The sequence below is a fragment of the Mesobacillus boroniphilus JCM 21738 genome, from assembly GCF_000517385.1.
GTDB classification, from domain to species: Bacteria; Bacillota; Bacilli; order Bacillales; family Cytobacillaceae; genus Mesobacillus; species Mesobacillus boroniphilus.
In genome coordinates this window covers 44,676-70,966 of the sequence record NZ_BAUW01000001.1, presented here as the reverse complement: position 1 = coordinate 70,966, position 26,291 = coordinate 44,676, and the positions used below count along the sequence as shown (strand labels likewise).

Genomic DNA, 26,291 nt, shown 5'->3' with positions numbered 1-26,291 from the left:
GGGTCTGGCTTAATCAGTTTATCAAAAGATGCTTTAAACAGGCAATAAAAACATTTCTTGTCAGTGTTTTACGATAATATAAAGTTCCTCCGTGAGGGCATGAGCGATTCCATCCAGGATGGCTTCGAGGTTGGCAGCAACCTTCTCCATTTCTTCCTTTGAATCGCAATGAAAAACAGCGGTTCCGGATGGCATTTTTTTAGGGTTCGTTGTGATGGCCGCAAGGACGAATTTCTCAAGCATCATTGAGCCCCACTCCCTTCATTGCTCTTTTTTTCAGAAGGCATCCTGATGGCGTTTTCAAGCGTTGGCACATCACCAATCACTGTTATCGCGCGCTCGATATCCCGTTCCTGAGGCAGCACGAACACCCCTACTCTGCCATCGTCCAGATCTCTTTTGGCCAGAGGTACAAGTGCAGGTGTTCCTGAATCACGATAAACTCCAAGCGCGGTTGACAAATCATGCAGCACTGCCTGTCTTTGTCCCAAGTTCGCAATTGTGGAACGGGCATTCATGTTTTTCGGTTTTAAAATGAAACCCATACCATAACGCAGTACCTCTTTCTGCCTTTCAGGAAGACCAATATTCATAATATAAATATTATCAACATATAGGCCCGCGCCATCAAACCTTGGTTCCATGTATTCAATTTCAACAATATCCTTCAGCTTTCCGCCTGACATAAGCTTATGGGAAATAAGCACCGCGATGATCGCGGCAATGAATCCAGCCCATATGTTAAAAATCAAATATGCGAGCGTGCTGACAAGCGAGGTGAAAATCACAAGATAATTGCGGCTCTCAAAAGCAATCGCAATTCCCTCAATATAGGTCTTTCCCCGGGAAACGAGTTCATAGCTATCGAGTTCGGTAAGCGTATTCCGCTCCATATTCCTGACTTCCCTGAATTGTGACGCAGCAAGGGTCAAGAAGGTAATCGCTGTGAATTCCTCTTCCATGATTGCTGGGCCTGCAACCGTGCCAAGTCCCGCCGCAATGAACCCGAGAGCTACATGAATGATTTTCCCATGCAAATACGTTGGATACTGACGATAATCGGTTCTCAGCATAAAGAGTCTCGATAACGTTCCTATTGCAATTCCGAATACGATTGGTAACGTGTATTCATTCATGAAGTCTTTTGTTCCTCCCCTTCGACTTGGTTTATTGTACTTCCCGACATGACTGCAATCATCGTTTCAATAGCTGACCAGACAAGAAGCAGTCCCAGAGATATGAATAATATGTCCATAAAAACCATGGATGCAGCAGCATAGGGAAAGTTAAATTTCCACAGAATCGCAGAATAGAATATATCACCCTGCAAAAAACCTGAAATCAACGCCAATATACGATCATATCGATCTTTATGTAACAGGACTGCCAGATAAAAACCTGCTGCTCCAAGCATAATTTTCCGATCGAATAACACCCATACCGGGTCGAATAATTCGAACATTAAAAAACTAGTGTAGGCAAGCATGATAATAAATGCAGATAAAAATAAATATAAAAATGAACCTGTCTTTTTACGCCTTGTTTCCAAAAAAATAAAAATGGCAATCGCAAAAGCAGATAGGTGAAGCTCAAAAATAAGAACATCAACTGTAAATGGCGCCGCAAAAATGACGGCAAGCAACATAACAGTCCATTTCAACCGAAGCGGATTATATTTATTCATGAAGAAAGTAGTCCAAACCCATCCTATCCATGCCAGCCAATAAAAGTACAACCCTTCCATTCAACCCCTCCTATCATTTCCATTATGGTAATCGCTTATGTAATTTAATCTTTTTTGCATAAAGTTTTTTAGCTGTTCCATGTTAAGAAAAGCAGTACATTTATTACAGCTGAAAAACAGTTTTAGATTGGGGCAATTCATAGGAATAGACCCGATTACACTGACAAATCTCTGTAAGGCTTTTATTTTAATGACCAGGAGGTAATGGTATGGGCAAAGACAGACAGGAAAAAAAGCTTAAGAAGAGCGGAAGAGTGGAGTCTGACCGTGACCAGGCACTGCACTACCCAGGATCTGCTAAAATGCAAAGCCCCGAAGAAGCTCGTTCCTTAAATGACGGCAAGTATAGCTAAAAGCGAGGCCACTGGACAGGTAATGACTTGCTGACCATTATGTTACGTTATCATGAACAAACAAGCAGAAGGGCCCCCTGCTCTTGCAGGGGGCCCTTCTGTTTTTATTCTTAGATCAATTTTCCTTCCTTCTAGCAAAAGCCTTCGTATCTATGCCTCTTTGTTCGAGCCAATGATGCGTATCTCCTGAAATGACCATGGGTACGTTTTTGAGTTCCTCAATCGTATGTACACCTAGTGCTGTCATAATAACAGTAATTTCATCTTTTAGCAGATGGATTTCCTTGATTAGATCTTCAGTCCCATTTTCCATCAAGGTCTTTAGCAAGTAACCAGCCATTGCGGCACCATCGGCACCTAATGCAAGTGCTTTAACAATATCAAGGCTAGTCTGTATTCCACCTGAAGCAATTACGGAAAGTTCCGGTGATGAAGATTTTGTTTCGATTATGGAGGCTGCAGTCGGAATACCCCAAATCCTCGAAAAACGTTAACAAACGATTTCTTCGTTTATTTTCAATTTCCGCAAAATTGGTACCTCCAAATCCGCCAATATCAATATAGCGTATCCCTGAAGAGAAGAGCTCGGCTGCAGTCTCGGCACTTATGCCAAACCCAACCTCTTTTACAAATATCGGGATTCCGATACTTTGTTGGATTTCAGCAATTCTTTCTAACGCGCCTTCAAAATCCCTGTCTCCCTCAGGCATGGTCAATTCCTGTACTACATTCAAATGAATTTGCAGTGCATCCGCCTGGATCATATCGATTGCGGCCTTTGCCTGTCCAACAGTTGCCTCACTGCCCAGATTGGCAAGGATAATACCGTCAGGATGCATTTCCCTGACTATTTCATAACTTTTTCGTTCGTCTGTATCCTTCAGTGCAGCCATTTGAGATCCAACAGCAATCGCAGATCCTGTCTCTCTTGCCGCCACAGCCAATTCACGGTTTATACGGCAAGTTCTCTCTCCGCCGCCGCCTGTCATTGCATTTATAAATATTGGCGAACTTAAAGAAAGTTCGCCAATTTTAGTTTCCAATTTTACTGAATCAAAATTTGATCCAGGCAGGCTTTGATTTACAAACTTAATATCGTCAAAACCGGTTAGCCGATTCTGGCCTGTTTCGAGGGCATATTGTATATGGTCCCATTTACGTTTTGATCTTGACACTATTTATCACCATTACTGTTTAAGATTCTTAAGCTTGTCTCCGATCATATCACCTAAGCTGAAACCTTTTGTTTCTTCAGGAAGTTCATAGTCAAATGCTTCACCGCTTCCTCTTTCCTCAAACTCTTTCATGCTAAGGGAAAGTCTTTGGTCTTCCTTGTTAACGTCAAGCACCTTTACTTTTACAGTCTGCCCTTCCTGAAGGACTTCATGCGGTGTGCCGATATGCTTATGAGAAATTTGTGAAATATGGACAAGGCCTTCAACCCCAGGGAACACTTCAACAAACGCACCATAAGAAACTAAACGTTTCACAGTGCCTTCTAAAGTGCTGCCCTTTGAAGCCTTCTCATTAATGTCTGCCCATGGTCCAGGAAGTGTTTCTTTGATAGAAAGTGATATACGCTCATTGTCTCGGTCAACGCTCAATACTTTCACTTGAACCTGCTGGCCTTCCTGAACAACATCAGATGGCTTTTCAACATGCTCATGGGAAAGCTGTGAAATATGGACAAGGCCATCAACTCCACCGATATCCACGAACGCGCCAAAGTCTGTGATTCTTTGTACTGTACCTTCAATAACCTGTCCAGATTGGATAGCCGCAAGCAAGTCTTGCTTCTTCTTGCCTTGCTCTTCTTCCACGACAGCGCGGTGTGAAAGGATCAGGCGGTTCTTCTCCTTGTCAAGCTCCACGATTTTGAAGCTGAGTGTTTTCCCTTTGTAATCAGAGAAGTCTTCCACAAAATGGGATTCTACTAGAGATGCCGGAACAAAGCCGCGAACGCCAAGGTCAATTACCAGGCCGCCCTTAACGACGTCTTTTACTTCTGCCTCGAAAACTTCTCCGCTTTCAAACTTGCCTTTTAGTTCTTCCCAGGCTTTTACAGCATCTACTTTTCTCTTTGAGAGAATTAAAGCTTCTTCCTCAACCTTTTGAACTTCAAGCTCCAGCTCATCACCGACAGATACTGCATCTTCAGCTTTTTCAACATGAAGGCTTGATAGTTCACTAATCGGGATGATGCCATCGAGCTTGCTTCCTTCGATATCTACTAAAACTTGCTTTTCTTCCACTTTTGTTACCTGCCTTTGACACGGTCGCCAGCCTCAAAGTTTTTTACTTCGATTTGATTCATATCTTCTGACATATGTACTCCTCCTTAATCCATGACTGCTGCAAATATATGCTTTGTGGCGAAATGCCACGTAAAAAAACACATTAATTAGCCACTAAGTGAAAATTCTAATAATATCTCTTCTTAATAACTTCTTACAAACAGACATTTTTGTCAAGCAAGAAACATTACTTATATTTGTTAATAAGTTCCTGGATTTCACTCATGATCAAGTCAGTTGTCTGTTCTGCATTTAACTTTTTTTTCCTTGATTGATACCATATCGATAGGCTTTCCATATACCACCTTCAATTTCTTGAATGCTTTGTATGGACCGATGATTGCGCATGGAACGACATGAGCATCAGACCTGAGCGCAAAGAAGCCTGCCCCTGCAAGTCCCTTACCCATTTCACCTGTCTTGCTTCTTGTTCCCTCTGGAAACAATCCTAAAACCTTTCCATCCTTTAAAATTCCGAGGCCTTTCCTTAAAGCTTCCCTGTCGCTCATACCTCTTTTGACAGGGAAAGCATTTAGGTGAGGAACAATTTTCCCAAGTACAGGTATAGAGAAAAGCTCCTCCTTCGCCATGAAATGGACGGGACGGGGTGCGGTGATCCCGACAACCGGAGGATCCAGATTATCAATATGATTGGCACATAAAAGCACACCGCTATCTGCAGGCATATTTTCTCTGCCAATCACTTCAATCCGATAGATTGGTTTTAACACTGTATTTACTAAAGACCTTGCAAACGAATAAACCGTCAATTTCATCCGATCCTTTCAAGCGCCAAACCCATGATTTTCTCTACTACATCTGTAATCGACATAGATGTTGTATCAATTTCAATAGCATCATCTGCCTTTTTCAAAGGAGCTACTTCACGCTCCGAATCAATTTTGTCACGCGCGGCAATCTCTTCTTTCAGTTTATCCAGATCAGATGGGAAGCCTTTCTGGATATTCTCTGCATGTCGGCGCTGTGCCCTTTCCTCAACACTTGCAAGTAAAAAGACCTTCACCTCTGCATTCGGCAATACATGAGTGCCGATGTCCCTTCCATCCATAACTACACCGCCATCCACAGCAAACTGCTGCTGGCGTTTGACCATTTCTTTCCTGACAAGTTCATGCACCGCTACATACGATACTTGATTGGTAACTTCCGCACTCCTAATCTCATTGGTGACCTCGATACCATCAAGCAAAACCTTTTGGCCTGATTTTCCAGGCATTAGCTCTATTGATGTATTGTTTAAGATTTCAATCAACTCTGCTTCGTTGTCCAGGCTGGCTCCTTTATTCAAAGCCTTGTATGTAAGTGCTCTGTACATCGCACCTGTATCGATGTAAATATAAGTCAGTTTTTCGGCTGCAATTTTGGCAACCGTACTTTTTCCTGCTGCTGCAGGACCGTCTATGGCAATTGAAATTCGTCTATTCATATTTCCTCCTGGTACACTACTTGTTGTTCCTAGATATACTCTTATTTTAACACAAAAATCTATTAATCCTCGTCATTCAACACTTTTTTTGAGGCACTTTTCTTAACTTTGCCTGCACCCTCGGCATTAAATGTTTTTTGGGCTTCTGCATATTAAATAACCTTATAAAAGCCGCCACATAAAAAGTAAGCAGGCTTAGCACCTGCTTACTCTTTTCTCCTGAATGAATTCAGGACTTCTGAATGATTATTGTCCGTAACACCCTCGTATTGAGTAATCTGTTTAAGTTCAGGGAAAGCATTGAATTCATGGAAAAATACTTGGGCAATAACCAAAAAAATAAATTGAATGATAGCGATCTTGATTAAGATTCTTTCAAATGTTTTCATCTTTAATGCTCCTTAAAAACTTTTATTCTAGTATTGGAGCATTTCCAGGTATTTATTCCTTTTAGACAGGAAGTCCTTTTTTCTTCATATCAAGTTGTCTTTCGAAGCAGAACCTTAGGAGTAACTGCCTGTCTGTGCCCGATGAGTCAAAAAACTGGACAGACGCTTTGTTCATATCTCCTGAACCGTCGATGATCCTGACTACCTTACCATGGAACTTCCTGTATTCATATTCCCTATTTTGCATTGGAAGGACAAACCAGCACTCAATCTCCATCCCCTGCTTCACACTGCTGTTTTTATCAATCAGCAATGCTGTCCCTCCTGCACTGATATCATCGGTGACTGTAGTAAATGGAGCGAATTCTCCCTTGCCAGAGTATACAGCAACATCTACAGAGGTTTCCACCCGTACAAATTGCCTTCTTTGGACCTTGATGAGGCGTTCCTTTCCTGGATATGAAAGAATCACCATCGGGATGTTAAGCTTGATTCTTCCTTTTACCTCCGTGTCAAAATAATAATGAGACCCTGATTCGGTTACAAAATTAGCTTTTAAAGGTGTACCCTCGAGCAAGAACACTGTTCTGTTAGTATTCAAGTTTACAGGATAATCAATATACAAATCATTTCCTTTCTGCTCAACCAGTTTACATTTATATTGTTCAAAACTGTCAGAATACTTATGTTCAAGGATTATATTATCACCGATTTTTATCATAGCTAATCCACTTCCCCAATTCTGTCATGCTGTTTTTAATTTTTTGTTTGGCAAACTGTCCTCTCTATATATTTTCTCATATTTATTATGACATGGCGGACTCATCTGGTGCAATAGTCCTTTAATGGATTATTTTTACAAAATTTTTCAACTGTATTTCAGCCTTTATACAAAAAAACAGGGAAAACGCTTGGCTTTCCCTTAAACAACATCTTCATATACTGGTTCAGCATTATGAAGTTTTTCTACTTTTTCTTCTGTACCGTCTTCTGCATTGATATAAATCCTGAAGGTATCATTGTCTAGAACTCCGGTGAATTCATAACATAACACCTCTTCATTCAGGTCGTTCATGATTATTGCTTTCTTCTCATCCATCACTTTGAGGTTCGGATTTACTTTCTTTTTTGCCTCTTCTATGTCAATGCCTGCTTGCGGGATTTCCCTTGTTTTATGGGATTTCAAATAATCCTCTGCTGAAAAGCCGATCACATCGCCGTTATCCAATGCGACTTTCATATTGATTGCATCTGGATAAATCCTTACTCCGTCCTGGGTCCCTACGAATGTAAAAACTCCAATGTTATCATATTGAGCGCTTTCAAAGAGATCAAGGTCTGCAAAATTGTGATCCTTTAAAAAGGCAATTGCCTTATTAGAAGCATCATTGAGACTAAGCTTTTGATTCTTCACGTCCCGATCAAGCAAGAACCAGATTGGATAGCCGCCTTTTTTGGTTATATCCATGCTCGCTTCCAGCTTTGATTCTGGATTTTGGATCGAGACACTGAAAAAACCATAATCCGATCCTTTGCCGTTTTCGGTTACTTTTACTTTACCGCCGTCTTTGACCGGGGTATATTGTTTGGTAATCTGGACCGCTTTTTCTTTTGATATCATTTCGCCAGGCAGCTTTTTAAAGTTTTCGTCCTTCTTCTGAAGGTTAATCTGTGCTGGCCCGAAATCTGTTTCCGAATAGCTTTCTACTGTTTTTTCGACAGTCTTGAACCCATCAATGATGGTATTGTCTGTTTGTCCCTTTTCAGTCGCAAGAGCTAGCTCTACATCCATCCAGCGAAGGTTATTTTCCAGTACCATATGCTGAACTTTCCTTAAATCCTGCTGAATTTCCCCAGATTGCTCATACAGGGTTTTTAGCGTCGAATATTCTTTTTCTGTTAAAGGTTCTTTATCCAGATCGCGAATCGCTGCTTTATAACTGAAATTCCCTATATTCGCTAAAAATTCTTCCGTTTTATTGAAAGGCAAAAGTGTCAATGGAAGCTGGCCGACATCAGTATGGGCCTGTGAAGTGATCTTCCATACTTCCGCAAGTTGAGGCGATAATGAACTCCTTGAGTTCATCGCAAGTGTGGTGCCAATTTTATCGTTCAGTAAATCAATTTGATATGTCAAGTCATGAAAAGCCCTTTGATAATTGTTTTCCGCATTGATCAGTACTGCTGTTTTTTCCCTGTGCTCCTGATAACCCCAGAATGCTGTTCCGGCAATTCCTACAACCAGGACTGCTATGGCTATTCCTCTTAGCAATTGAACTCACCCCTATTTACAAAAAATATGTTTTCCAATCTTTTTTATTTGCGGTCGTGACCAAATCCAGGCGCTGGTTGCTGTATCAGGATTAAAATAGTACATAGCATTGCCAGTAGGGTCCCATCCATTGATGGCATCAAGGACCGCTTTTTTTGCAGTCTCATTTGGCGTTAGCCAGATTTGGCCATCAGCACTGCTGTGAATGCCCTCGGTTCGAAAATCACCCCGGATATAGTGTTCGGGAATGTGGCACTGTCCAAGCGATTCAAAATTACCGCAGCAACTGCTACCTGTCCGGTATACGGTTCACCCCTGGCTTCTCCATAGACCGCATTAGCCATAAGCTGAATATCATTCTGCGAGAACCCATTTGGTGTATTTGTTGCAGCCGCTGGTTTTGGTGCTGTCTTGTTTTGAGTGCCGCCACTTGCTGTGCCACCGCCTGTTTTTTCACCGCCCCAGGCAATTTTTGCATTTGGCGTTGCCTTCGCAAGCTTAAGTTTTGTTTGCCAGCCTGCAATTCCATCGATTTTTAAACCGAATTCGTATTGGAAATTCCTTAAAGCCCAATAGGTACCCCATCCGAATACTCCATCGATTTTGCCATTATAAAAACCAATGTGCTTAAGGCGTGATTGGAGTTCAATTACATCTTCACCTACCGAACCCTGCTGCAGCACCTGACTCGTAAAGGCCTCTGCCCTCTGATCGACTTCGCTAAATTGTACAAAAGACATGATCAAAGCCAGCGCGGCCATCACCTTCAAGATAGACCGATAATTCTTCATTGAATGCAACCCCCAAAGATGTGAACATAAAAGATTACTCCTATTTTTTGTTAAGAGTTGACTTTTATTCCAGAAAACAAAAAAACTCTCCATTTTTTAAAAATGAAGAGTTTTTCAGATTGGATATTGCTTTTCGATATGCTGCAGTGTCAATGTTCTCGCTTTTTTTACTTTTCGCAGACCAAGCCACCAAAGGAATATCATAAACGGAATCATCAACACGAGCCAGTCTTCCCTGGTCATCAGGATAAAATCATACATCCCATGCAAAAGGACAGGCAACATTAATGAAAGTACGATCCACTTCTTATGCACATCAGGGGAAAACTTTGCCTTACCTATATAGTAACCCATTATCACTCCAAAGAGCGCATGGCTGGAAACAGGCAACAGTGCCCTGCCCAGTGCGTCCTGAAGTCCATTGGCAAGCAGATAAAAAATATTTTCAGCCGATGCAAAGCCAGGGACACAGCCACACTGTAAATGACTCCATCATAAGGTTCATCGAAGGAAATATGCTGGAAAATCGTGTAATAAAGAATAAACCACTTAAAGAATTCTTCTAAAAGGCCAACCGTCCCGAACGCTTTAGTAAAATCACCCTGGAACAATCCCTCAACAGAGAGTACATATTGAATGAACATAAGCGGAAATACAAGCAATGCACCGAATATAAACATTTTAAACACCATGGAAAGCGGCTCTGACCCATATTGGTCCCTTAAGTAAAAATAACTTAGCAGCGCCAGACCCGGAGCTACCCCAGCAGTAACTATTCCCAGCATATGCTGTCCTCTTTTCAATTTGTTTTATTAATCGTATCATGTAATAAGAAGAAAGAAAATGGATTATTATTCTTTCTCAATGGTCTATCGGAGGTAATAGTTTTGAAGAAGAATATTTTATTGATTCATACAGGCGGTACCATATCCATGAGCGAGGATACAAATGGAGCAGTAAAACCAGGGGCGAATAACCCTTTAACACAAGGAACTGATCTTTTGTCCAGCATCGCTGACCTTGTTGTTGAAGAGCCGTTCAATTTGCCCTCTCCACATATAACACCAAAAGAGATGATGGAGTTAAAATACATCCTTGAGGATTATGATAAAAAGGGCAACATTGACGGAGCAGTAATCACTCATGGAACAGATACACTTGAAGAGACCGCATATTTCCTCGACCTCACCTGCCAGGCCAGCTTTCCGGTCGTCGTTACTGGCGCCATGCGGTCTAGCAATGAGATCGGATCAGATGGACTCTATAATTTAATTTCGTCCATAAGTGTTGCTTCCAGCTCAGATGCAAAGGGTAAGGGGGTCCTTGTTGTCCTTAATGACGAGATCCACACGGCAGTGAACGTCACCAAAACGCATACTAGCAATATCTCAACCTTTCAAAGCCCGCAATACGGCCCAATTGGCATTGTGACAAAAAGGGGTGTTCTTTTCCACCACACTCCTACGAAACATGAAAACTATCCTGTTCAGGACATCGAAAAGAAAGTGTCACTGATCAAAGCGCATGCGGGAATGGATTCATCTCTCCTCAAAGCGTTACTAGAATTAAAAGTTGATGGAGTGGTGATTGAAGCACTTGGACAAGGCAATCTTCCACCCTCAGCACTTGAGGGTGTTAAAGACCTCATTAAAAACAATATTCCGGTCGTCATTGTTTCCAGGAGTTTTGCCGGCATTGTCCAGGATGTATACGGCTATGAAGGCGGAGGTAAGCACCTCAAGGAATTGGGCGTCATCTTCTCAAACGGCCTCAACGGGCAGAAAGCAAGGATAAAACTGCTAGTAGCTCTTGCTAAAACGGATCAGATGGATGAAATAGCCGAGATGTTCATGTTTTAAAAAATGAAGGAATCAGGATACTATATGAAAAAAGCGGTGCCTGTATGTGTGCAGGCATCGCTTTGGTTTTTTATCAGTGTTCAAAAAGGAAATGTTCCCTTATGGACATCGGATAAAATACATAAGGGCACATTTAACTCCTAAATGTATCCTTATACCATGCTAAAACTCTGCATAAGGGTACGATTTTCTCCTAATCGTATCCTTATACCAAGCGAAAGCTCTCCATAAGGGTACGATTTTCTCCTAATCGTATCCTTATAACAAGCGAAAGCTCTCCATAAGGGTACAATTCTCTCCTAATCTTATCCTTATACCATGCTAAAACTCTGCATAAGGGTACGATTTTCTCCTAATCGTATCCTTATACCAAGCGAAATGTCTCCATAAGGGTACGATTCTTTCCTAATCTTATCCTTATCCTTATCCTTATACCAAGCAAAAACTTTGCATAAGGGTACGATTTTCTCCTAAATGTTTTTCTTCATTTAGAATCCCGAATCGCTGTAAAAGGGCCATAAAAAGGCTCCTAGTTGTGCCCTTAGAAGGATTAAACAGCCTTTCCATTTTGTGTAAACAAAGCGTGCCATTCAGGCACCGCTTTCCAACTTTCACTCTAAGATCGGCTTATGATCGCTTCTGCAATCTGACCGCCATGGAACCGTCCGTTTTCGATGAATATTTCATTTGCGTTGTTCCCTGCAGCGATTACTCCTGCAATAAAAATGCCTGGCACATTTGTCTCCATTGTTTCCGGGTCAAAATGGGGCCGTCCTGTATCTGCCTCGATTTTCACACCCATTTTTTGAAGGAAGGCGTGGTCGGGCCGGTATCCAGTCATCGCAAAAACATGATCATTCTTTAATTTCACCAGTTCCCCTTCATACTCGTATGCCACATTATCCTTTTCGATCACTTTTACTTCTGCATTGAATACCATTTTTACAGAACCTGTTTTTACAAGGGCTTCGAATTCCGGCAGCACCCACGGTTTGATGCTTGGCGAATATTCAGCTCCCCGGTACAAAACGGTCACTCGCGCCCCCGCCTTCTCCAGTTCAATCGCAGCATCCACACTGGAGTTTTTGCCGCCAATGACCACGACGTCCATATCAAAGTAAGGATGGGCTTCTTTGAAATAGTGGGAAACCTTTGCTAACTCTTCGCCCGGTATTCCCATTAGATTCGGATGATCATAGTAACCAGTTGCTATGACGATGTTTTTCGCGATGTATTGTTGTTTATCCGTGGAAACCTTGAAAAAGTTATCGCCCTGTTTCTCAACCTCCGTCACCTTTTCATATTTATTGATTCTAAGCTTTTCCCGCTTGACGACTTCCCGATAATAAACCAGCGCCTGATTACGCTTTGGCTTAAGGTTCTCGGTTATGAAGGGTACATCTCCAATCGCAAGCTTTTCACTGCTGCTAAAAAAAGTCTGGTGGGTTGGATAATTATAAATCGCATTGACGATATTACCTTTTTCGATTATAAGCGGATTCAAGCCCTTTTTCTTCAAAGCAATAGCGGCAGCAAGACCACATGGACCGCCCCCGACAATGATGACATCTTCCTTATTCATGTAGCAAAATCACTCCTTATGGATCTATACTATATAAACCGTATTCATAATACAAAAAATCTCCCATCATTAAATGATAGGAGATTTCATCGCAAGATTCAATTGAGAACCCTTTTCTAATGTTAAATCCAGCCTCTGAAGCGGCTAGCTTCAGCCATTTTGCGGACACCGACCATATAAGCAGCAAGACGCATGTCTACTCTTCGTGTCTCGGCTGTATCATAGATGCTGTCAAAGGATTTCACCATGACTTTTTCAAGCTTGTCTTCGACTTCTTCTTCTGTCCAATAGTACCCCTGGTTGTTCTGTACCCATTCAAAGTAAGAAACGGTTACTCCACCAGCTGAGGCAAGGACGTCCGGCACGAGCAGAATGCCGCGCTTGGTCAGAATTTCTGTTGCTTCCAAAGTCGTTGGCCCATTGGCAGCCTCAACGACGATACCAGCCCTGATATTATGGGCATTTTCTTCGGTAATCTGATTTTCTATCGCAGCTGGAACAAGAATCTCACAATCAAGTTCCAACAATTCTTTATTAGTAATTGTATTATTGAATAGTTTGGTTACTGTTCCAAAGCTGTCACGACGATCAAGCAAGTAATCGACGTCAAGTCCATCTGGGTTATGCAACGCCCCGTATGCATCTGAAATACCGATGATCTTCGCACCAGCATCATGCATGAACTTGGCCAAGTAGCTTCCGGCATTTCCGAATCCCTGGACAACCACCCTTGCGCCTTCAAGCTCAATTCCCTTTTTCTTTGCAGCTTCGCGGATACAAATCGTAACCCCTTTTGCTGTTGCTGATTCACGACCATGTGAACCACCGAGTACCAGCGGCTTGCCTGTAATGAATCCTGGAGAGTTAAATTCATCTATACGGCTATATTCATCCATCATCCAAGCCATAATCTGCGAGTTCGTGAAAACATCGGGTGCCGGGATGTCTTTTGTTGGACCTACAATCTGGCTGATCGCACGGACATATCCTCGGCTCAATCTTTCCAGTTCCCTGAATGACATATCGCGAGGATCACAAACAATCCCGCCTTTTCCGCCGCCGTACGGCAGATCGACAATGCCACATTTCAAGCTCATCCAGATTGATAAGGCTTTTACCTCTTTCTCCGTTACGTTTGGATGGAAACGTATTCCTCCCTTTGTTGGACCCACTGCATCATTGTGCTGCGCCCGGTAGCCAGTAAAGACTTTAACAGATCCGTCATCCATTCTGACAGGAATTTTCACTGTCATCATCCTGAGCGGCTCCTTTAAAAGCTCAAAAACCTCATCAGGGTATCCGAGTTTTTCCAAAGCCTTGTGAATAACAGTCTGTGTAGATCGTAAGACGTCATGTTTGTCTTCTATATTTGGATTTTCATTACCGTTTGCGGCTACCATTGATAAACCTCCTAAATCACTTTTGCGGATGTTGTCTGCTTTCATGGATTAGTATACACCTTTGGTTATTTTATGCAAGAAGAAAAAAACAGTTTTCCGCATTTTTTGATTATTAAATGAAAACGCTGCCATACAAGTCCTTATCATTATTGACTTGATAATAAATTGACTGAATAATAAGACATTTTTCAGTACAAGAACTGCATTTTAAGAGTCAGAATTGAAGTTAACTCCATAACAATTATCAAAATATCCACCCTTAGAAATCAGGCATATTTTTGCCTAATAGACCTAAATCCACAAGCACCTTTCAAACACAGCATGTACCATAAAAAAAGCCGAAGCCGTCCATTATTTGATAAAATAATGGACAAGGCTTTCGACTGCACGTTCTTCCATAATCTCGTTCCCATATTCGAGCAGTCTGTGGATGCTCAATATTGACGGAACTCCGTATTCTGCCATCAATGACACTGTCTTACTGGTTTCATCTGGCAATATACCATTCATAAGCAAATAATAATGGTCATTCATGAAATGCAGGCTGCCTCCCTCAATCCCGGCGTCCAATAGTCTTTTTGCCAGCTGGATCACGTCATCGATATTTTCGAATTCAAACAAAATGTCCTCGCTTCCATCGACCGTGACCTGCATTTCTATAATCCCATCATCAAATTGCTCCTCGTCTTCATCCTGTTCGATCATTGTGACGATCATGACCATCCCCTGTGCGTGCAATGAAAATATTTCCACTGCAACTGAACCGATGATTTCCAAATCGAATTCCTCGCTGGCCTCCTCGAGCATATCATGAAAAAGCTGGTGCCACTTCAACGAATCCTTCCATATATCCTCTTTGGTCAATCCCCGGTCGGATAAATCATCTATCGTAAGGAATATCTTGATTTTATTGTTGGTTAATCGTTCCAAGCGCATAATCATGCCCCCTGCCATCGACAAAGCTCTTATTTTAGTTTATGAAAATATCGCAGGTTGGTGAGTTATTTAAATTGATCAATGCGCTTTTTCAACCATTTTTCCCAATCCGCCCTTGTCATGCCTACAATGTTCTCTTGGTATTCTTCCTGCTGCTCTAACGGCATGGAGTCAATTGCTATACCACCAAGCCCAATAATAAGATCTGGATAGATTTTTTTAAGCTCATCGGCAAGCTTCAAAGTTGCCTCTCTATTTTCATCGATTGTGCAGGATAAGAAAAGGAACTTGGGTTTCACCTTGTCCACCACTAACTCTAGATCATTCTCTGCAAGGCTTGTGCCTAGGAAAACTACCTCAAATCCTTTTCGCCTAAGGTACAATGTATAGATCAATAAACCTAGTTCATGTCTTTCACCGGGCCCGCATACAGCAATTGACTTTGGCAGGAAGGAATTGTGCGGAAATGAATTTGATAATCCTTCAATTCTCGAACGTATAAATGACGAAGCAAAATGCTCATGTGCAGTCGTTATACTTCCCTCTTCCCACAAATCGCCCACCTTAATCAAAATCGGGCCTAATAAATCAATAACAGTTTTGTCAATGGTAAACAAACTAAAGGCATGGTTAATCAATTCATGAGCTTTGGAACTATTGAACTCAAGAAGTGCAGTCAACAGCTTGTCTCCAATCTCATCTACCATGTCCCTTCTAGCACTTCAGCCTTTTCCATGGGTAAAGCTGAGTTTTCAAGCAAAGACACAGCCTGGCTGATAGTGAAGCCTTGATTTATTTTCGAGATCAGCCACCGTAAAATTTCTACATGTTCCTCGGTATACAATCGATGACCGGATTCATTTCTGACAGGGGCAATCATCTGATATCTTCTCTCCCAAGCCCTAAGTGTCCCGGCTGAATACCAAGCATTTTGGATACTGCTTTAATATTATATTTTCCTGCGGCGTTCCCCATCCTAAAACCTCCGTTAATACCTGTACTACCGATTATAGCCATGCTGCTGCATCTGTGTAAAACCTCAATCTGCTATTTTGGAATCCGCAGCCAATGTAAGTAGATGGGTCTCAGCTCTGGCTCCAAGTCTAAGAGGCACACCAGTAGTGCCATATCCATTACTGGTAAGCACCGTTGCACCATTCTTTATTTTAATGCCGCCTAATTCATAAGGCCCAAACCCGAATATTCTGATTTGCCCCCCATGTGTATGTCCGCTTAAAACGAGGCTGATATTGTGTTCTGGCTTGAGTGTGTTGACGATGGCGGGGTTATGGCTTACGAGAATCCGGAATCCATCTTCACCCGCATCACGCATTGCCAGGTCCAGCCTGTTTTTACCAAGGCTTAAATCATCAATGCCTAAAATATGCATTACATCCCCAGTACTTGATTCAAATTTAACCGCTGTGTTGTCTAGTACTTTAACACCCAAGTGGTAAAGAAGTGAGTCGAGTTCATGGGAATTGAATTCATAATCATTGTTTCCCCAGACGAAGAAAACCGGGGCAATTGTTTTCAATTTTTCTAAATTGGCAGAAACCCTCTCTAAAGGAACGCCTTTTTCCGCAAGATCCCCACCAATAATCACAAGGTCGGCCTTTCCCTTCACCTCGTTGATTACTGAATCTTGAATAATCCGCTTATGGATATCTGATATAAAAAAGAGTTTGACAGATCCAAAGCTCTCCGGAAATTCCTTCAACCGTATTTCTTGATTCATCACTCTGTCTGTAAAAGCCTGGCGATACATATATAGAAGAAGGAAGCTGCCAATCAGCAGCATTCCAAGTATAAAATAAATAACTTCCATTTCTGCCTCCCGCAAATCTTTATCTAGCTTTCATTTGTTTCCTCTGGTGAGCTAAATGACATCATACCATAAAGCAAGCAGAAAACGAAAAAAACTGCTGTCTGCCAGGCTCCTAGGGGTGATAGCAAAAAAAATGAACCTAAACAGGTAACTGCTAAAATAATATCAAATAATAAGTTTTTCTTTCCTCTATACGCACTAATGACAGCAACTCCCCCATCCCTGATCAATCCTCCGATTGCATACATTCCGAATACAAGAGCCACTGCTCCGGCAAGGAACTCAAATGGATTTAAAATAATCTCGCCCAGGACCTCCCTAGAGGAGAGCGGAAATATAGCTGATAGCGACACGACAAACAGATAACCGCAAACCAGTCCAATGACCAGCCTGAAAAATTTCCATAGCATACAAAAACCTCCCATACACAATGTATGAAAGGCCCTTGTCTTTATTTCCGTATTAGAAAAGCGGAAGCGCCTTGGGGAGCCCCGACAAACGCTGCCCGCCTATAACGCCACGTCCTGTGGCTGGCGGGGCTAGCACATCGTGTGCCTCGGAGGGCCGCCCAGTGAAGTCTTTGACTTCATTGGGCGGACCGAAATCGAAATGTATAGCCGGCTGTCCAGAAACGCAGAAACTGGAGACTCCGACAAAGAAGCGCTTTTTGCTTCTGCCGGCGGAGTTGAAGTTTCGGAGTTTCTAGGAGGCGACACTAGACAAACGTCTCGAGGTGCTATGCGCTGGAGCTGGATATTTCTCGAAGTAAAAGATTATCCTTTCTTTGAAAAAATCAAACTTCATGAATATCAAGAATTCGGAATCCTGACTCTTCCAGCTTCTTGACAAACTTGTCAATGTTGTTTTTCTTTTCTATTTTCATGACAATTCTGCGGACGAGCTTGTCTGTCTCATCAAAAGTAACCAACGAGATAATATGTTCATGGAATTGGTGAGCAATATCAGCCAGCCTTGCGATACGGCCTTCCGTTTCTACAGAAGTAAACGCAATCCTGACACCCTCTTTATGGACACCAAAAGCACTCTGGAACTGATCCAGAGCATCTGAGCGGGTTACAGCTCCCTGGAATTTTCCATTCTCATCTATAACCGCCATTAACGGAATATCTTTCAATTTTACTAATGTTGTTTCGAAAACTTCAATGCCATGCAGAATTTGATCCTGTAGAGTCAAAATGTCCTTCGCATATTTGTTTTGCAGAAATTCTTCCTTCTGTCCACCGGTATTGAAGAATTCCTGGTGAATTCCTTGTCTTGTGACGACGCCTACATATTTGTCACCTTCCAATGCCGGAACTCCATCAATCTCATTGTCATCCAACTTTTCTAACACACTTTGCAATGTCTCATCCTGTTGAACAGTAACGCATTTGTACTTCGGTATCATTATACTTTTAACAAACATTCAACTCACCTCAATTTTAAAGTACTGCCATATCTTTATATAATTCTACAGATTCATAAAAATCCCTGCCCCCCAGATAAATTTAACATGAAATGAAATTTTACTCATAAAATAAAATGAAGTTTATTTAGAGGAGGCTTAGTTTGTCTACACATAGAAGAGTATGGTATCCGTACGCCAGTCCCTTCGACCCTTGTCCGCCTATTAAGGCAAAAACGTACTCTACGCCGCCAAATTTATTTCTGGGCTTCCAGCCGCCCAATCTAGAACAGTTCACTCCAATGCAAGCATTAAGAACAGGGACACTGTGGAAGGTTTTTTATGACCCTTGGTATTCGCCATATGAAGCTCCAAGGAGGATGATCACTCATGAAGCAGTTGCCAAATGAATTTTACGCTGCCTTGGAAGAACTCCAGGCTGTGGATTTTGTTCTCGTGGATCTCACTCTGTACTTAGATACCCATCCTGAGGATTATGAAGCTATTAACCAATTCAATCAGTTTGCAAAAGAAAGACGCCGGTTAAAAAAGGTCGTTGAAAGCATGTATGGACCTCTCCAGCAATTTGGCAACAGCTATTCAGGTTATCCCTGGAATTGGGATGACGGTCCTTGGCCATGGCAAATCTAAATTCCAATTAGGAGGGGGTATGAAACATGTGGCTTTATGAAAAAAAATTGCAGTATCCTGTAAAAGTAAGCACCTGTAACCCCATGCTCGCAAAATTCCTGGTAGAGCAATATGGCGGAGCTGATGGAGAGCTTGCTGCTGCATTGCGATACTTAAACCAGCGTTATACTATTCCTGATAAGGTAATCGGGTTATTGACAGATATTGGAACAGAAGAATTCGCTCATTTGGAAATGATCGCCACAATGATTTACAAATTGACTAAGGATGCAACTCCTGAACAAATGAAGCAGGCAGGACTAGACGCACACTACGCTAACCATGATAGTGCCCTTTTCTATCAAAATGCGCAGGTGTGCCTTGGACTGCATCCTATATCGCTGCCAAAGGTGACCCGATAGCAGACTTATATGAAGATATTGCTGCGGAAGAAAAAGCAAGGGCCACTTACCAATGGATCATCAATATGAGCGATGACCCTGACCTGAATGATGGACTGCGATACCTCAGGGAACGCGAAATCATCCACTCACAGCGCTTCCGTGAAGCAGTGGAAATTCTCAGGGATGAACAAGGAAAAAAGAGAGTATTCTAGAGTAAATAGAAGCATCCGTTATGGATGCTTCTATTTATTTTCGTGAAACAAGTTGATATCAAACTTTTTCTTCATCATATCAAACACTAAATGGCGGTTCTTCCACTCTTCTTCTTTTTTCCATAAATCCTTACTTCGGTCTACTATTTCACACCGAAGCGCCTGGTATTCTTTCTCTGCCTTTTCACGCTTCTCCTTAAACAGGATCATCAATCCATATGTCCCGATCGTCAAGATGAGGAAATATAAATTCGTGGAATTCTGTACATACACCGAAAAAATCTCAGCGAAAGAATAAGAATACGGCTTCAACACCGTAATATAAAGATAGGTGAAATAGACAGATATCAACCCAATCGTCACCCATACTGACATAAGATGCCGGGATTTATAGCGGTCAAACTTTTTCTTCCGGTCAATGACATTCTGAAGCATCCTTTTAGTTGCAGGATCAGTACGATCATCCAGGTTCTCGATTTCCTGTTCCATAGCCAGCCCTCCCCTTTTAATAAGGCTCTTTTCTCAAACTTTGCTGCTATTGACAACAAAATAGGATTGAATGACCTATGTTACTTCACAAAAAATTAAAGCTTATTATGAGAAAAGAGCATGCAGACTTAATACCGAACTGCAATATGGCTTTTTATCACGTTAAAATCGGCTTTAGGATTTTAACAGCAATCTTCACGAAAAAGCCTTTTATAATTTTTATGAACTTGTCCATGGAGTTATGATATTGGGATCCAAAAAAACAAAAAACGGATTCAGTCCATAACTATGGACTGAATCCGTTTTTTAAGGTTCAAGAAAATCTAAAAGACAACAGTTATAAACAGCCTCTTTTCACTCTGGCTAATTTTTGATGGGAATCTTTAATACTTGTCCTGCCTGGATTTCATTTCCCTGGATGTTGTTTGCTTTTCTTATGATTTGGATGCCTTCCTGGGATTTATAATATGTCATCGCAACCCGGAATAATGTTTCATTCGGTTTGACTGTATGGAAGATGATTTCTCTACCTGCAGATGTTTCATCCTCTGTGGGTGTAGTACCCTCTGCGACTGCCGGCTCAGTCTCTGGCTCTGAGGAAGCTGGAACTGTTTTTTCCGGGTTTTCTACTTCATCACCGTCAACAGGATTTTCAGCAGTGTTTTTGTCCCCGCTGCTTGATGGAGCAGGCCCGGCTGCCACAACATCGATTTCCTCTGGATCAGCAATTTCCTCATAAGATGGTGCCTCTTGGTCTTCTGGCTGTCCCACACCTTTTCCATCATTCCGATTTTCAACATTGATCATTTCCACTCCGGCACGTTCCAGCGACTTGTTCAAAGGCATCTTTGCGCCATCCAGATAAGAGATGATGCTGAAAAAAGAGATAGGCAGCAAGATGAAAAGCAGAGCCATTAACCTGATGACAGGGTATTTTACTTTGACTTTGGTTTTTTTCTGTTTTTGCCTGTGCATCTCACTTCTTGGAGGAAGAGATTCCTTTTTTTCAACAGCCTGCTCAGATTTGCGCTCTACCCTTTTTCTCAGCCGCTCCGCCTGGTCCCTGATAGGTTTTTCCTTATTCACTGTCTGTACCCCCAATTGTTGCTTGAGTCCTGATTTTAATGATCAAACCTAAAATGAAATCAATGATAAAATGCATCAAAATGGTTACAACAAGGTTATTTGTCATCATATAAATATAGCCAATCAAGAAACTCAATAAAATAATGTTAGTAAACAAAAACCAATTAAACAGATAGCGGTAATGAACGACTGCGAAAATCAAGCTCGATATGATTAACCCAGTGTTTGTCTGAATGACTCCTCTAAAAAGGATTTCCTCACTTATTGCTACCATCGCCGCAATAAGCATGATTTGGAATACACTTCTATTTCTAAATATTCTTTCGTTCAAGCCGCCATCGTCGTAGTGCGACTTTGGCAGATATTTCATAAGATTGAAGTCCAAAGCCACTACTGCCAGACCAGCAACTAACCCGATCGATAAAATGTTCCAATCGGCCCAAATAAATAATCCTTTGAATTCTGCAAAGCTATCAAACAATATCATACCTAATATAGTTGAAATCGTTAATAGTAAAATTTGCGTAGCAACTAAGTGGAAAAGCAGTTCTTTTTCAGTAAGTCCTGCCACTGTTTCCCTATATTCATCTTTCATTATATCCGCTCTCTCATCAATAGGATTGAAGCCAATTCTTGCTTCCAGTCCACCGCAGCTAGCGATTGTTCACTGAATGGTTCAGTTTCTTTATAATGGTCCATATTTATTTCACAGCTGATGCAGCAATTCCGTGGCCGTTCCTGCAATTCTTCACCGAACATTTCTAAAATAGCTTTCCTCTTACATTCATTTGTATGAACCCAAGCAAGCATCTTCTTAATTTTCGTATTTTTTACCTCCAAGCGGTTTTCAATCAATTGGAGGAGGCTCTGTTTGTCTATTTTATAATCCACCGCTTCTATGTTAGACAGGTAATCTTCGACAATCCTCCATTGAATTTCGGTGAAGCCGCATATCATTGATAGCTCTTCCACGCGGTCTGCAAGATTCTTATACTGAATACGGTTATCGATTAAAAACGCAAATAGTCTTTCGATTTGATATTGGTCAGGGAGCTCACCTTCAGCGAGCTGGTAGGCCAGTTGTTCGTCCCCTGGCGAGTATATCAGGATGGCAATTGAATCGCGGCCATCCCTTGCTGCTCTTCCTATTTCCTGAAGGTAGGACTCAATTTGCATAGGCATGTGGAAATGAATCACATATCGGACATTTTCTTTATTTATTCCCATTCCAAAAGCGCTGGTAGCACATACCACATCAAGCTGGCCATTTATGAATTGCTGCTGTATGAGGACCCGGCTTTCCGAATCCAGTCCCCCATGATATGCCATGGCATTCTTGATTCCTTTTTCTCTCATGTGCACTGCAGTTTGCTCAGCGACTTTTTGCTGGAAAAATAGATAATCCCGGGCCCCTTTAAATATTCCACCAGCTCAACTGTCCGGTCCAGCTTATCCTGAAAAGTAGATGCAAACTCCAAAGCTATTGAAATAGCAGGGCGGTCTACAGAATAGACAACCTCATTCCAGTTTCCTAAATGGAGCTTTTCGGCAATATCCTTTCGAACTTCCTTTGATGCTGTGGCTGTTAGCGCAAGCGTCAATGGCTGCCCAATCTTCTCCCTGAATTCTCCAAGCTTGAGGTAGTCCGGCCTAAAATCGTATCCCCATTGTGAGATACAGTGTGCCTCATCCACAACGAACAGTGATACAGACAAATTTCTGATCCGATTCAATACAGATTCAATCCCCAGCATTTCTGGAGATATGAAAATAAATCGAAACTTTTCGAGTTCTTCCAGGGCTTTAGTCTTTTGCTGTGGTGACAAAAAAGAATTCAAAGCAATTACTCTCTTTTCACCCATTGCCATCATTTGCTCTACCTGATCCTGCATGAGTGACAGAAGCGGTGAAACAATCAAGACTGGCCCGTCCACTAGATAGCCAGGAAGTTGGTAGCACAGCGACTTTCCCGTTCCAGTCGGCAGCATAGAAATCGTATGTTTTCCTTTTAAGACGGATTCAATCGTGTCTTCCTGCCCTGGACGGAAATCCTCGAACTTAAAATGTTTTTTTAAATACCTTTTTAACTCCATTCCACATCACCATATTTAGCCAGAACTAGCCTGATTTCAAAATAGGAAGCATCAGCCACTTGTTCTTTTATTTGCTTTAACTTTTTAGCAGAATTACGCTGTGCCGCCTGAAGAATGTTTTTCCTTTTACTCAGAGGAACATAGTGGTCTATATTGAATTCCTTGATAGAAAGAGCAATTTCCACAACATGATCTTCAATAGTGCTTTGTTTTAGGTTGCGGACAGCCGCTATCTCTTCAGGGGTATAACCCTTCTGCATTAATTTATATGTCTTATCTGTCGAAATCGTCAAAGGAACGTTACTCTCTGCCTTCTTGATTAATCCACTAAGTAATGGAAAGGCTTGTGGATTCTCAAGGACCTTCTCGAACATTGCATGAAGGCAATTCAGGAATTCGAAATGATAGTGCGCCGGTTCCATCCCAATCCATTCAGCTGCCTGCATAGTTGTCAATCCGATTTTCCTGTAGCCTGTCAACCTTAAAACAACCAGTTCCGGCTTCGTCTTTTCATTATCCAGTGCAGATATAAGCTCACCATACAGCCTTTCTGCCAGCTTATATCGATCTTCATTTTGTTGCATAATGTATTGTTTAACCCAGGTTAAGGTTTCTCGCTTATTCCTGACAGGTATAAAAGAGCGCTCATGATTAATCAAATTTGAACTCACCTGAATAAACAGCGTCAGCCTCTCCCAAAAAGAATCAGTCACCTGGTGATATTTCCATCCATTAAGATAGTCAGGAAGCCTGTATTCTGACAACTGCTGTTCCAGGGCGGCTTCGCCCTTTCCTGTTAATATTACCTTCGTATCTGCTATTTCCTCTACCAGCCCTCTATGCTGCAACCGTTTAATCATTTTTTCGAGTCCATCTCGAGTAACTGAGGGATATGTATGAAAATATGGGGTGATCTTATATAAATGAGCATCCTGAATCGTCTGTGAGGAACGCTTTCCCTGTAAAAGATGAAATATCGAATAGATGGTTCTTTCACCATTGATCCGTTTCAATATTGACAAAACAACTGTCTCCAAATACGTTATACCCATAACATCACCTTTGAATGAAAAATTAAGCTAAGGGCATTATAATATTCGGCGCCCACTATAGCAGAAAAATAATATAACATTATTTTAACATGAAAATATCTAGTAAAATGTTTTATTTTCAACGAAAAAACCATTCTACGCCTTGTGTGATAAGCATTCTCAATACTTTTTTTATTGAAATGTTGGCGATACAGTTTTACAATAGATATGAGGAATACGTTTTCACTGTTTTGGTGAAAACAGCATATTATTGTTAAACACTTGGGAGGAATTATTTCATGGCTAAGTACACAATTGTTGACAAAGAAACTTGTATTGCATGCGGAGCTTGCGGTGCGGCTGCTCCAGATATCTACGATTACGACGATGAAGGCATCGCATTCGTAACACTTGATGAAAATGAAGGTATCGTTGAGATTCCTGATGTATTAATTGACGACATGATGGACGCATTCGAGGGCTGCCCAACTGACTCAATCAAAGTTGCAGATGAGCCATTTAACGGAGATGCTACTAAGTTCGAATAAAGTAATACATAATTCCCGCTTATAAGCGGGAATTTTTTTGTTCGTTAAAGATTATTGACATGTTTTCATTTTATCTGCCACCAACTACAACTCTTGCATAGATAGGTTAGGATTTACTCAGGAGGAATCGATAATCTATAGCCACCTATACATAAGAAAAGCGCAAGCGCCTTGTTCAGCCACGACAAGCGTTGGAGGGCCGACCGGTGAAGTCGCTCTTTGACTTCATCGGGCGGACCGAAATAGAAATGTATAGCCGACTGTCCAGAAACGCAGAAACTGGAGACTCCGAAAAAGAAGCGCTTTTTGCTTCTGCCGGCGGAGTTGAAGTTTCGGAGTTTCTAGGAGGCGACACTAGACAAGCGTCTCGAAGGGCTAGGCGCTGGAGCTGGATTAAGAAAACCTGGATAGTTATCCACCATTGAAAATATTTTTAATTTCCAATTAAATTAAAAAGCAACGGTGCAGGCCGTTGCTTTTGTATACAATCTCATATGAGCTTATGCACTTTTTAATGTTTGCTGTCTCTCAATCCATGTTTTCATCCTTGTGAACATCAGCATGAATATGACAGACATCAGTATGCCTTTAACGAAATTAAATGGTAGAATACCGGCAACAATCATGGCCCGCGCTTCCGGTCCAGACATTGCTGGCATGTTCAAGAACAATGTATAGGCAGGAAGGAATACATAGTAATTAAGGACACTCATCAGGATAGCCATACTTACTGTCCCAGCCACTAAGGCAAACGTCATTCCCCTATTGGATTTCATCCGTTGATAAATATAGTAAGTTGGCAGAATAAATAAAACTCCCGCAACAAAGTTGGCAGCATGGCCTACTGGAACACCAGTATCACTTCCTGTCATGAAATAATCAAGCGTATTCTTCAAGAATTCTACTAAAATACCAGCTGCCGGACCAAAAATCAACGCAGCAATCAATGCAGGAATATCGCTGAAATCGACCATTAAGAATTTTGGAAACGGCGGCAGCGGAAAATTCAGCAGCATCAATACATAAGAGATACTGCTCAGCATACCAATTGAAACCATTGCTTTTACACTAAATTTCTTCATTTTTCCTCTCTCCTTATAGAGATCCATCTCACATAAAGAAGAAAGGTTCAGCAATCACATCCTATAACAAATAAAACCCTCAAGTTCTAAGCTTGAGAGTTTTATTTGAAGGCATGCTTAATAAACGTTTCAAAACCTGCATTTTTTGAACGTCTGCAGAACCTCCATCTTCTCCCATCCAGACTATACTGTCGGCTTTGGAATCGCACCAAATCCTGCCCATACAGGCTCGCGGCTTAGAGAATCCATCTCATTACCGCCGATCGGGAATTTCACCCTGCCCCGAAGATAGACCATATTAAATTTAACAAGTTCATTATACTGAAAAAAAAAATAATTTGTGAAGGTGTCTGCTTGTGACGATTTTTTGACAGAAATGAGTTAAATCCATTCTGTTCGTGACACGTTTATGATTT

The 26,291-nt window shown here is 41.6% G+C and carries 28 protein-coding genes, 6 pseudogenes and 1 riboswitch; of the genes and pseudogenes, 8 read left to right on the top strand and 26 right to left on the bottom strand.

All coding sequences use genetic code 11. From position 1 onward, the window contains the following. Positions 1-60: 60 nt before the first annotated feature. The 3 genes from JCM21738_RS00415 to JCM21738_RS00405 are packed head-to-tail and all read right to left on the bottom strand — an operon-like array spanning position 61 to position 1,744. Positions 61-246, bottom strand: coding sequence for a capping complex subunit for YIEGIA (locus JCM21738_RS00415; protein WP_023627527.1), 186 nt, complete (start codon positions 244-246; stop codon positions 61-63). Continuing rightward, on the bottom strand, positions 243-1,136 hold the full coding sequence (locus tag JCM21738_RS00410) for a YIEGIA family protein (RefSeq protein ID WP_023627526.1): 894 nt from the start codon (positions 1,134-1,136) through the stop codon (positions 243-245). Before JCM21738_RS00410 ends, JCM21738_RS00415 begins: the two co-directional genes overlap by 4 nt. Further along, positions 1,133-1,744, bottom strand: a complete 612-nt coding sequence (locus JCM21738_RS00405; RefSeq protein WP_023627525.1) for a YphA family membrane protein — start codon at positions 1,742-1,744, stop codon at positions 1,133-1,135. The genes JCM21738_RS00410 and JCM21738_RS00405 overlap by 4 nt, the downstream gene beginning before the upstream one ends. Before the next feature lie 209 nt (positions 1,745-1,953). Between JCM21738_RS00405 and JCM21738_RS22890 the strand changes: the two genes are divergently transcribed. Then, positions 1,954-2,097 (top strand): YpzI family protein, encoded by a 144-nt coding sequence (locus tag JCM21738_RS22890; protein ID WP_023627524.1) that lies wholly within the window; start codon positions 1,954-1,956, stop codon positions 2,095-2,097. Between the two features lie 115 nt (positions 2,098-2,212). Here the strand turns inward: JCM21738_RS22890 and fni are convergent. The 9 genes and pseudogenes from fni to prsW form a co-directional block, all read right to left on the bottom strand. Next, positions 2,213-3,272 (bottom strand): annotated as a pseudogene (gene fni, locus JCM21738_RS00400) (type 2 isopentenyl-diphosphate Delta-isomerase). Positions 3,273-3,284: 12 nt separating this feature from the next. Then, a pseudogene (gene rpsA, locus JCM21738_RS00395) lies at positions 3,285-4,423 on the bottom strand (30S ribosomal protein S1). A gap of 201 nt (positions 4,424-4,624) precedes the next feature. Further along, positions 4,625-5,167 (bottom strand): lysophospholipid acyltransferase family protein, encoded by a 543-nt coding sequence (locus tag JCM21738_RS00390; RefSeq protein WP_243462821.1) that lies wholly within the window; start codon positions 5,165-5,167, stop codon positions 4,625-4,627. Further along, positions 5,164-5,838 carry a (d)CMP kinase gene (gene cmk, locus JCM21738_RS00385; protein WP_023627520.1) on the bottom strand — a complete coding sequence of 225 codons (675 nt, stop codon included), beginning with the start codon at positions 5,836-5,838 and terminating at the stop codon, positions 5,164-5,166. The genes JCM21738_RS00390 and cmk overlap by 4 nt, the downstream gene beginning before the upstream one ends. 206 nt (positions 5,839-6,044) lie before the next feature. After that, positions 6,045-6,227 carry a YpfB family protein gene (locus tag JCM21738_RS00380; RefSeq protein ID WP_023627519.1) on the bottom strand — a complete coding sequence of 61 codons (183 nt, stop codon included), beginning with the start codon at positions 6,225-6,227 and terminating at the stop codon, positions 6,045-6,047. Between the two features lie 61 nt (positions 6,228-6,288). Then, entirely contained in the window at positions 6,289-6,948 is a 660-nt protein-coding gene (locus JCM21738_RS00375; RefSeq protein ID WP_023627518.1) for a flagellar brake protein, read from the bottom strand. A 201-nt stretch (positions 6,949-7,149) separates the two neighbouring features. Then, positions 7,150-8,499: a germination protein YpeB gene (gene ypeB, locus JCM21738_RS00370; RefSeq protein ID WP_023627517.1), complete on the bottom strand. Its 1,350-nt coding sequence runs from the start codon at positions 8,497-8,499 to the stop codon at positions 7,150-7,152. A gap of 12 nt (positions 8,500-8,511) precedes the next feature. Further along, positions 8,512-9,290, bottom strand: a pseudogene (sleB, locus tag JCM21738_RS00365) (spore cortex-lytic enzyme). A 114-nt stretch (positions 9,291-9,404) separates the two neighbouring features. Next, positions 9,405-10,075, bottom strand: a pseudogene (gene prsW / locus JCM21738_RS00360) (glutamic-type intramembrane protease PrsW). A 102-nt stretch (positions 10,076-10,177) separates the two neighbouring features. Between prsW and JCM21738_RS00355 the strand changes: the two are divergent. Beyond that, positions 10,178-11,149 (top strand): asparaginase, encoded by a 972-nt coding sequence (locus tag JCM21738_RS00355; RefSeq protein ID WP_023627514.1) that lies wholly within the window; start codon positions 10,178-10,180, stop codon positions 11,147-11,149. Positions 11,150-11,765: 616 nt separating this feature from the next. Here JCM21738_RS00355 and JCM21738_RS00350 read toward each other — a convergent pair. The 6 genes and pseudogenes from JCM21738_RS00350 to JCM21738_RS00325 form a co-directional block, all read right to left on the bottom strand. Next, a complete protein-coding gene (locus JCM21738_RS00350; protein WP_023627513.1) occupies positions 11,766-12,731 on the bottom strand; it encodes a YpdA family putative bacillithiol disulfide reductase in 966 nt (321 codons plus the stop codon). A 122-nt stretch (positions 12,732-12,853) separates the two neighbouring features. Further along, entirely contained in the window at positions 12,854-14,131 is a 1,278-nt protein-coding gene (locus JCM21738_RS00345) for a Glu/Leu/Phe/Val family dehydrogenase (protein ID WP_023627512.1), read from the bottom strand. Between the two features lie 351 nt (positions 14,132-14,482). Then, a complete protein-coding gene (locus JCM21738_RS00340; protein WP_023627511.1) occupies positions 14,483-15,067 on the bottom strand; it encodes a genetic competence negative regulator in 585 nt (194 codons plus the stop codon). A 65-nt stretch (positions 15,068-15,132) separates the two neighbouring features. Then, a pseudogene (locus JCM21738_RS00335) lies at positions 15,133-16,042 on the bottom strand (MerR family transcriptional regulator). A gap of 64 nt (positions 16,043-16,106) precedes the next feature. After that, positions 16,107-16,895, bottom strand: coding sequence for a metallophosphoesterase (locus JCM21738_RS00330; RefSeq protein ID WP_023627509.1), 789 nt, complete (start codon positions 16,893-16,895; stop codon positions 16,107-16,109). A gap of 23 nt (positions 16,896-16,918) precedes the next feature. Continuing rightward, the gene (locus JCM21738_RS00325; protein WP_023627508.1) at positions 16,919-17,305 is read right to left on the bottom strand and encodes a hypothetical protein; all 387 of its coding nucleotides are present in this window, start codon (positions 17,303-17,305) and stop codon (positions 16,919-16,921) included. A 139-nt stretch (positions 17,306-17,444) separates the two neighbouring features. Here JCM21738_RS00325 and JCM21738_RS23700 point away from each other — a divergent pair, with 139 nt between their 5' ends. Beyond that, complete coding sequence (locus tag JCM21738_RS23700) at positions 17,445-17,741, top strand: hypothetical protein (protein ID WP_148296032.1); 297 nt, start codon at positions 17,445-17,447, stop codon at positions 17,739-17,741. On the opposite strand, the gene JCM21738_RS00320 is transcribed toward JCM21738_RS23700, so the two are convergent. Then, on the bottom strand, positions 17,689-18,321 hold the full coding sequence (locus JCM21738_RS00320) for a CBS domain-containing protein (RefSeq protein ID WP_023627507.1): 633 nt from the start codon (positions 18,319-18,321) through the stop codon (positions 17,689-17,691). The genes JCM21738_RS23700 and JCM21738_RS00320 overlap by 53 nt on opposite strands. Before the next feature lie 143 nt (positions 18,322-18,464). Between JCM21738_RS00320 and JCM21738_RS00315 the strand changes: the two genes are divergently transcribed. The 3 genes and pseudogenes from JCM21738_RS00315 (at position 18,465) to JCM21738_RS00305 (ending at position 19,546) form a co-directional block, all read left to right on the top strand. Continuing rightward, complete coding sequence (locus JCM21738_RS00315) at positions 18,465-18,710, top strand: spore coat associated protein CotJA (protein ID WP_035208668.1); 246 nt, start codon at positions 18,465-18,467, stop codon at positions 18,708-18,710. Further along, positions 18,691-18,951 carry a spore coat protein CotJB gene (locus JCM21738_RS00310; protein ID WP_023627505.1) on the top strand — a complete coding sequence of 87 codons (261 nt, stop codon included), beginning with the start codon at positions 18,691-18,693 and terminating at the stop codon, positions 18,949-18,951. Before JCM21738_RS00315 ends, JCM21738_RS00310 begins: the two co-directional genes overlap by 20 nt. Before the next feature lie 26 nt (positions 18,952-18,977). Further along, positions 18,978-19,546, top strand: a pseudogene (locus JCM21738_RS00305) (manganese catalase family protein). A 30-nt stretch (positions 19,547-19,576) separates the two neighbouring features. Here JCM21738_RS00305 and JCM21738_RS00300 read toward each other — a convergent pair. From JCM21738_RS00300 to JCM21738_RS00280, 6 genes are all read right to left on the bottom strand, one after another. After that, the gene (locus tag JCM21738_RS00300) at positions 19,577-20,035 is read right to left on the bottom strand and encodes a YpbF family protein (RefSeq protein ID WP_023627503.1); all 459 of its coding nucleotides are present in this window, start codon (positions 20,033-20,035) and stop codon (positions 19,577-19,579) included. 363 nt (positions 20,036-20,398) lie between these two features. Then, positions 20,399-21,121, bottom strand: coding sequence for a LysM peptidoglycan-binding domain-containing protein (locus JCM21738_RS00295; RefSeq protein ID WP_023627500.1), 723 nt, complete (start codon positions 21,119-21,121; stop codon positions 20,399-20,401). Further along, a complete protein-coding gene (locus JCM21738_RS00290) occupies positions 21,114-21,716 on the bottom strand; it encodes a CPBP family intramembrane glutamic endopeptidase (RefSeq protein WP_023627499.1) in 603 nt (200 codons plus the stop codon). The genes JCM21738_RS00295 and JCM21738_RS00290 overlap by 8 nt, the downstream gene beginning before the upstream one ends. After that, positions 21,716-22,477 carry a helicase-related protein gene (locus JCM21738_RS24935; RefSeq protein WP_243462820.1) on the bottom strand — a complete coding sequence of 254 codons (762 nt, stop codon included), beginning with the start codon at positions 22,475-22,477 and terminating at the stop codon, positions 21,716-21,718. The genes JCM21738_RS00290 and JCM21738_RS24935 overlap by 1 nt, the downstream gene beginning before the upstream one ends. Beyond that, positions 22,474-23,214 (bottom strand): DEAD/DEAH box helicase, encoded by a 741-nt coding sequence (locus JCM21738_RS24930; RefSeq protein ID WP_243462819.1) that lies wholly within the window; start codon positions 23,212-23,214, stop codon positions 22,474-22,476. The genes JCM21738_RS24935 and JCM21738_RS24930 overlap by 4 nt, the downstream gene beginning before the upstream one ends. Beyond that, entirely contained in the window at positions 23,205-24,236 is a 1,032-nt protein-coding gene (locus JCM21738_RS00280; RefSeq protein WP_023627497.1) for a YpbB family protein, read from the bottom strand. The genes JCM21738_RS24930 and JCM21738_RS00280 overlap by 10 nt, the downstream gene beginning before the upstream one ends. A 308-nt stretch (positions 24,237-24,544) precedes the next feature. On the opposite strand from JCM21738_RS00280, the gene JCM21738_RS00275 reads away from it, so the two are divergent. Next, on the top strand, positions 24,545-24,793 hold the full coding sequence (locus JCM21738_RS00275; protein ID WP_023627496.1) for a ferredoxin: 249 nt from the start codon (positions 24,545-24,547) through the stop codon (positions 24,791-24,793). A gap of 206 nt (positions 24,794-24,999) precedes the next feature. Continuing rightward, positions 25,000-25,218, top strand: coding sequence for a hypothetical protein (locus JCM21738_RS00270; protein ID WP_023627495.1), 219 nt, complete (start codon positions 25,000-25,002; stop codon positions 25,216-25,218). 75 nt (positions 25,219-25,293) lie between these two features. Here JCM21738_RS00270 and JCM21738_RS00265 read toward each other — a convergent pair whose 3' ends face one another. After that, a complete protein-coding gene (locus JCM21738_RS00265; RefSeq protein ID WP_023627494.1) occupies positions 25,294-25,875 on the bottom strand; it encodes an ECF transporter S component in 582 nt (193 codons plus the stop codon). A gap of 162 nt (positions 25,876-26,037) precedes the next feature. Beyond that, positions 26,038-26,169: riboswitch (FMN riboswitch) on the bottom strand. Positions 26,170-26,291: the final 122 nt, after the last annotated feature.

What these genes read in the sequence shown, in the direction of transcription:
- JCM21738_RS00415 (WP_023627527.1), bottom strand. Translation starts at nt 246, where the DNA reads ATGATGCTTGAGAAATTCGTCCTTGCGGCCATCACAACGAACCCTAAA.
- JCM21738_RS00410 (WP_023627526.1), bottom strand. Translation starts at nt 1,136, where the DNA reads ATGAATGAATACACGTTACCAATCGTATTCGGAATTGCAATAGGAACG.
- JCM21738_RS00405 (WP_023627525.1), bottom strand. Translation starts at nt 1,744, where the DNA reads ATGGAAGGGTTGTACTTTTATTGGCTGGCATGGATAGGATGGGTTTGG.
- JCM21738_RS22890 (WP_023627524.1), top strand. Translation starts at nt 1,954, where the DNA reads ATGGGCAAAGACAGACAGGAAAAAAAGCTTAAGAAGAGCGGAAGAGTG.
- JCM21738_RS00390 (WP_243462821.1), bottom strand. Translation starts at nt 5,167, where the DNA reads ATGAAATTGACGGTTTATTCGTTTGCAAGGTCTTTAGTAAATACAGTG.
- cmk (WP_023627520.1), bottom strand. Translation starts at nt 5,838, where the DNA reads ATGAATAGACGAATTTCAATTGCCATAGACGGTCCTGCAGCAGCAGGA.
- JCM21738_RS00380 (WP_023627519.1), bottom strand. Translation starts at nt 6,227, where the DNA reads ATGAAAACATTTGAAAGAATCTTAATCAAGATCGCTATCATTCAATTT.
- JCM21738_RS00375 (WP_023627518.1), bottom strand. Translation starts at nt 6,948, where the DNA reads ATGATAAAAATCGGTGATAATATAATCCTTGAACATAAGTATTCTGAC.
- JCM21738_RS00350 (WP_023627513.1), bottom strand. Translation starts at nt 12,731, where the DNA reads ATGAATAAGGAAGATGTCATCATTGTCGGGGGCGGTCCATGTGGTCTT.
- JCM21738_RS00345 (WP_023627512.1), bottom strand. Translation starts at nt 14,131, where the DNA reads ATGGTAGCCGCAAACGGTAATGAAAATCCAAATATAGAAGACAAACAT.
- JCM21738_RS00340 (WP_023627511.1), bottom strand. Translation starts at nt 15,067, where the DNA reads ATGCGCTTGGAACGATTAACCAACAATAAAATCAAGATATTCCTTACG.
- JCM21738_RS00330 (WP_023627509.1), bottom strand. Translation starts at nt 16,895, where the DNA reads ATGGAAGTTATTTATTTTATACTTGGAATGCTGCTGATTGGCAGCTTC.
- JCM21738_RS00325 (WP_023627508.1), bottom strand. Translation starts at nt 17,305, where the DNA reads ATGCTATGGAAATTTTTCAGGCTGGTCATTGGACTGGTTTGCGGTTAT.
- JCM21738_RS00320 (WP_023627507.1), bottom strand. Translation starts at nt 18,321, where the DNA reads ATGTTTGTTAAAAGTATAATGATACCGAAGTACAAATGCGTTACTGTT.
- JCM21738_RS00310 (WP_023627505.1), top strand. Translation starts at nt 18,691, where the DNA reads ATGAAGCAGTTGCCAAATGAATTTTACGCTGCCTTGGAAGAACTCCAG.
- JCM21738_RS00300 (WP_023627503.1), bottom strand. Translation starts at nt 20,035, where the DNA reads ATGGAACAGGAAATCGAGAACCTGGATGATCGTACTGATCCTGCAACT.
- JCM21738_RS00290 (WP_023627499.1), bottom strand. Translation starts at nt 21,716, where the DNA reads ATGAAAGATGAATATAGGGAAACAGTGGCAGGACTTACTGAAAAAGAA.
- JCM21738_RS24935 (WP_243462820.1), bottom strand. Translation starts at nt 22,477, where the DNA reads ATGAGAGAAAAAGGAATCAAGAATGCCATGGCATATCATGGGGGACTG.
- JCM21738_RS24930 (WP_243462819.1), bottom strand. Translation starts at nt 23,214, where the DNA reads ATGGAGTTAAAAAGGTATTTAAAAAAACATTTTAAGTTCGAGGATTTC.
- JCM21738_RS00275 (WP_023627496.1), top strand. Translation starts at nt 24,545, where the DNA reads ATGGCTAAGTACACAATTGTTGACAAAGAAACTTGTATTGCATGCGGA.
- JCM21738_RS00265 (WP_023627494.1), bottom strand. Translation starts at nt 25,875, where the DNA reads ATGAAGAAATTTAGTGTAAAAGCAATGGTTTCAATTGGTATGCTGAGC.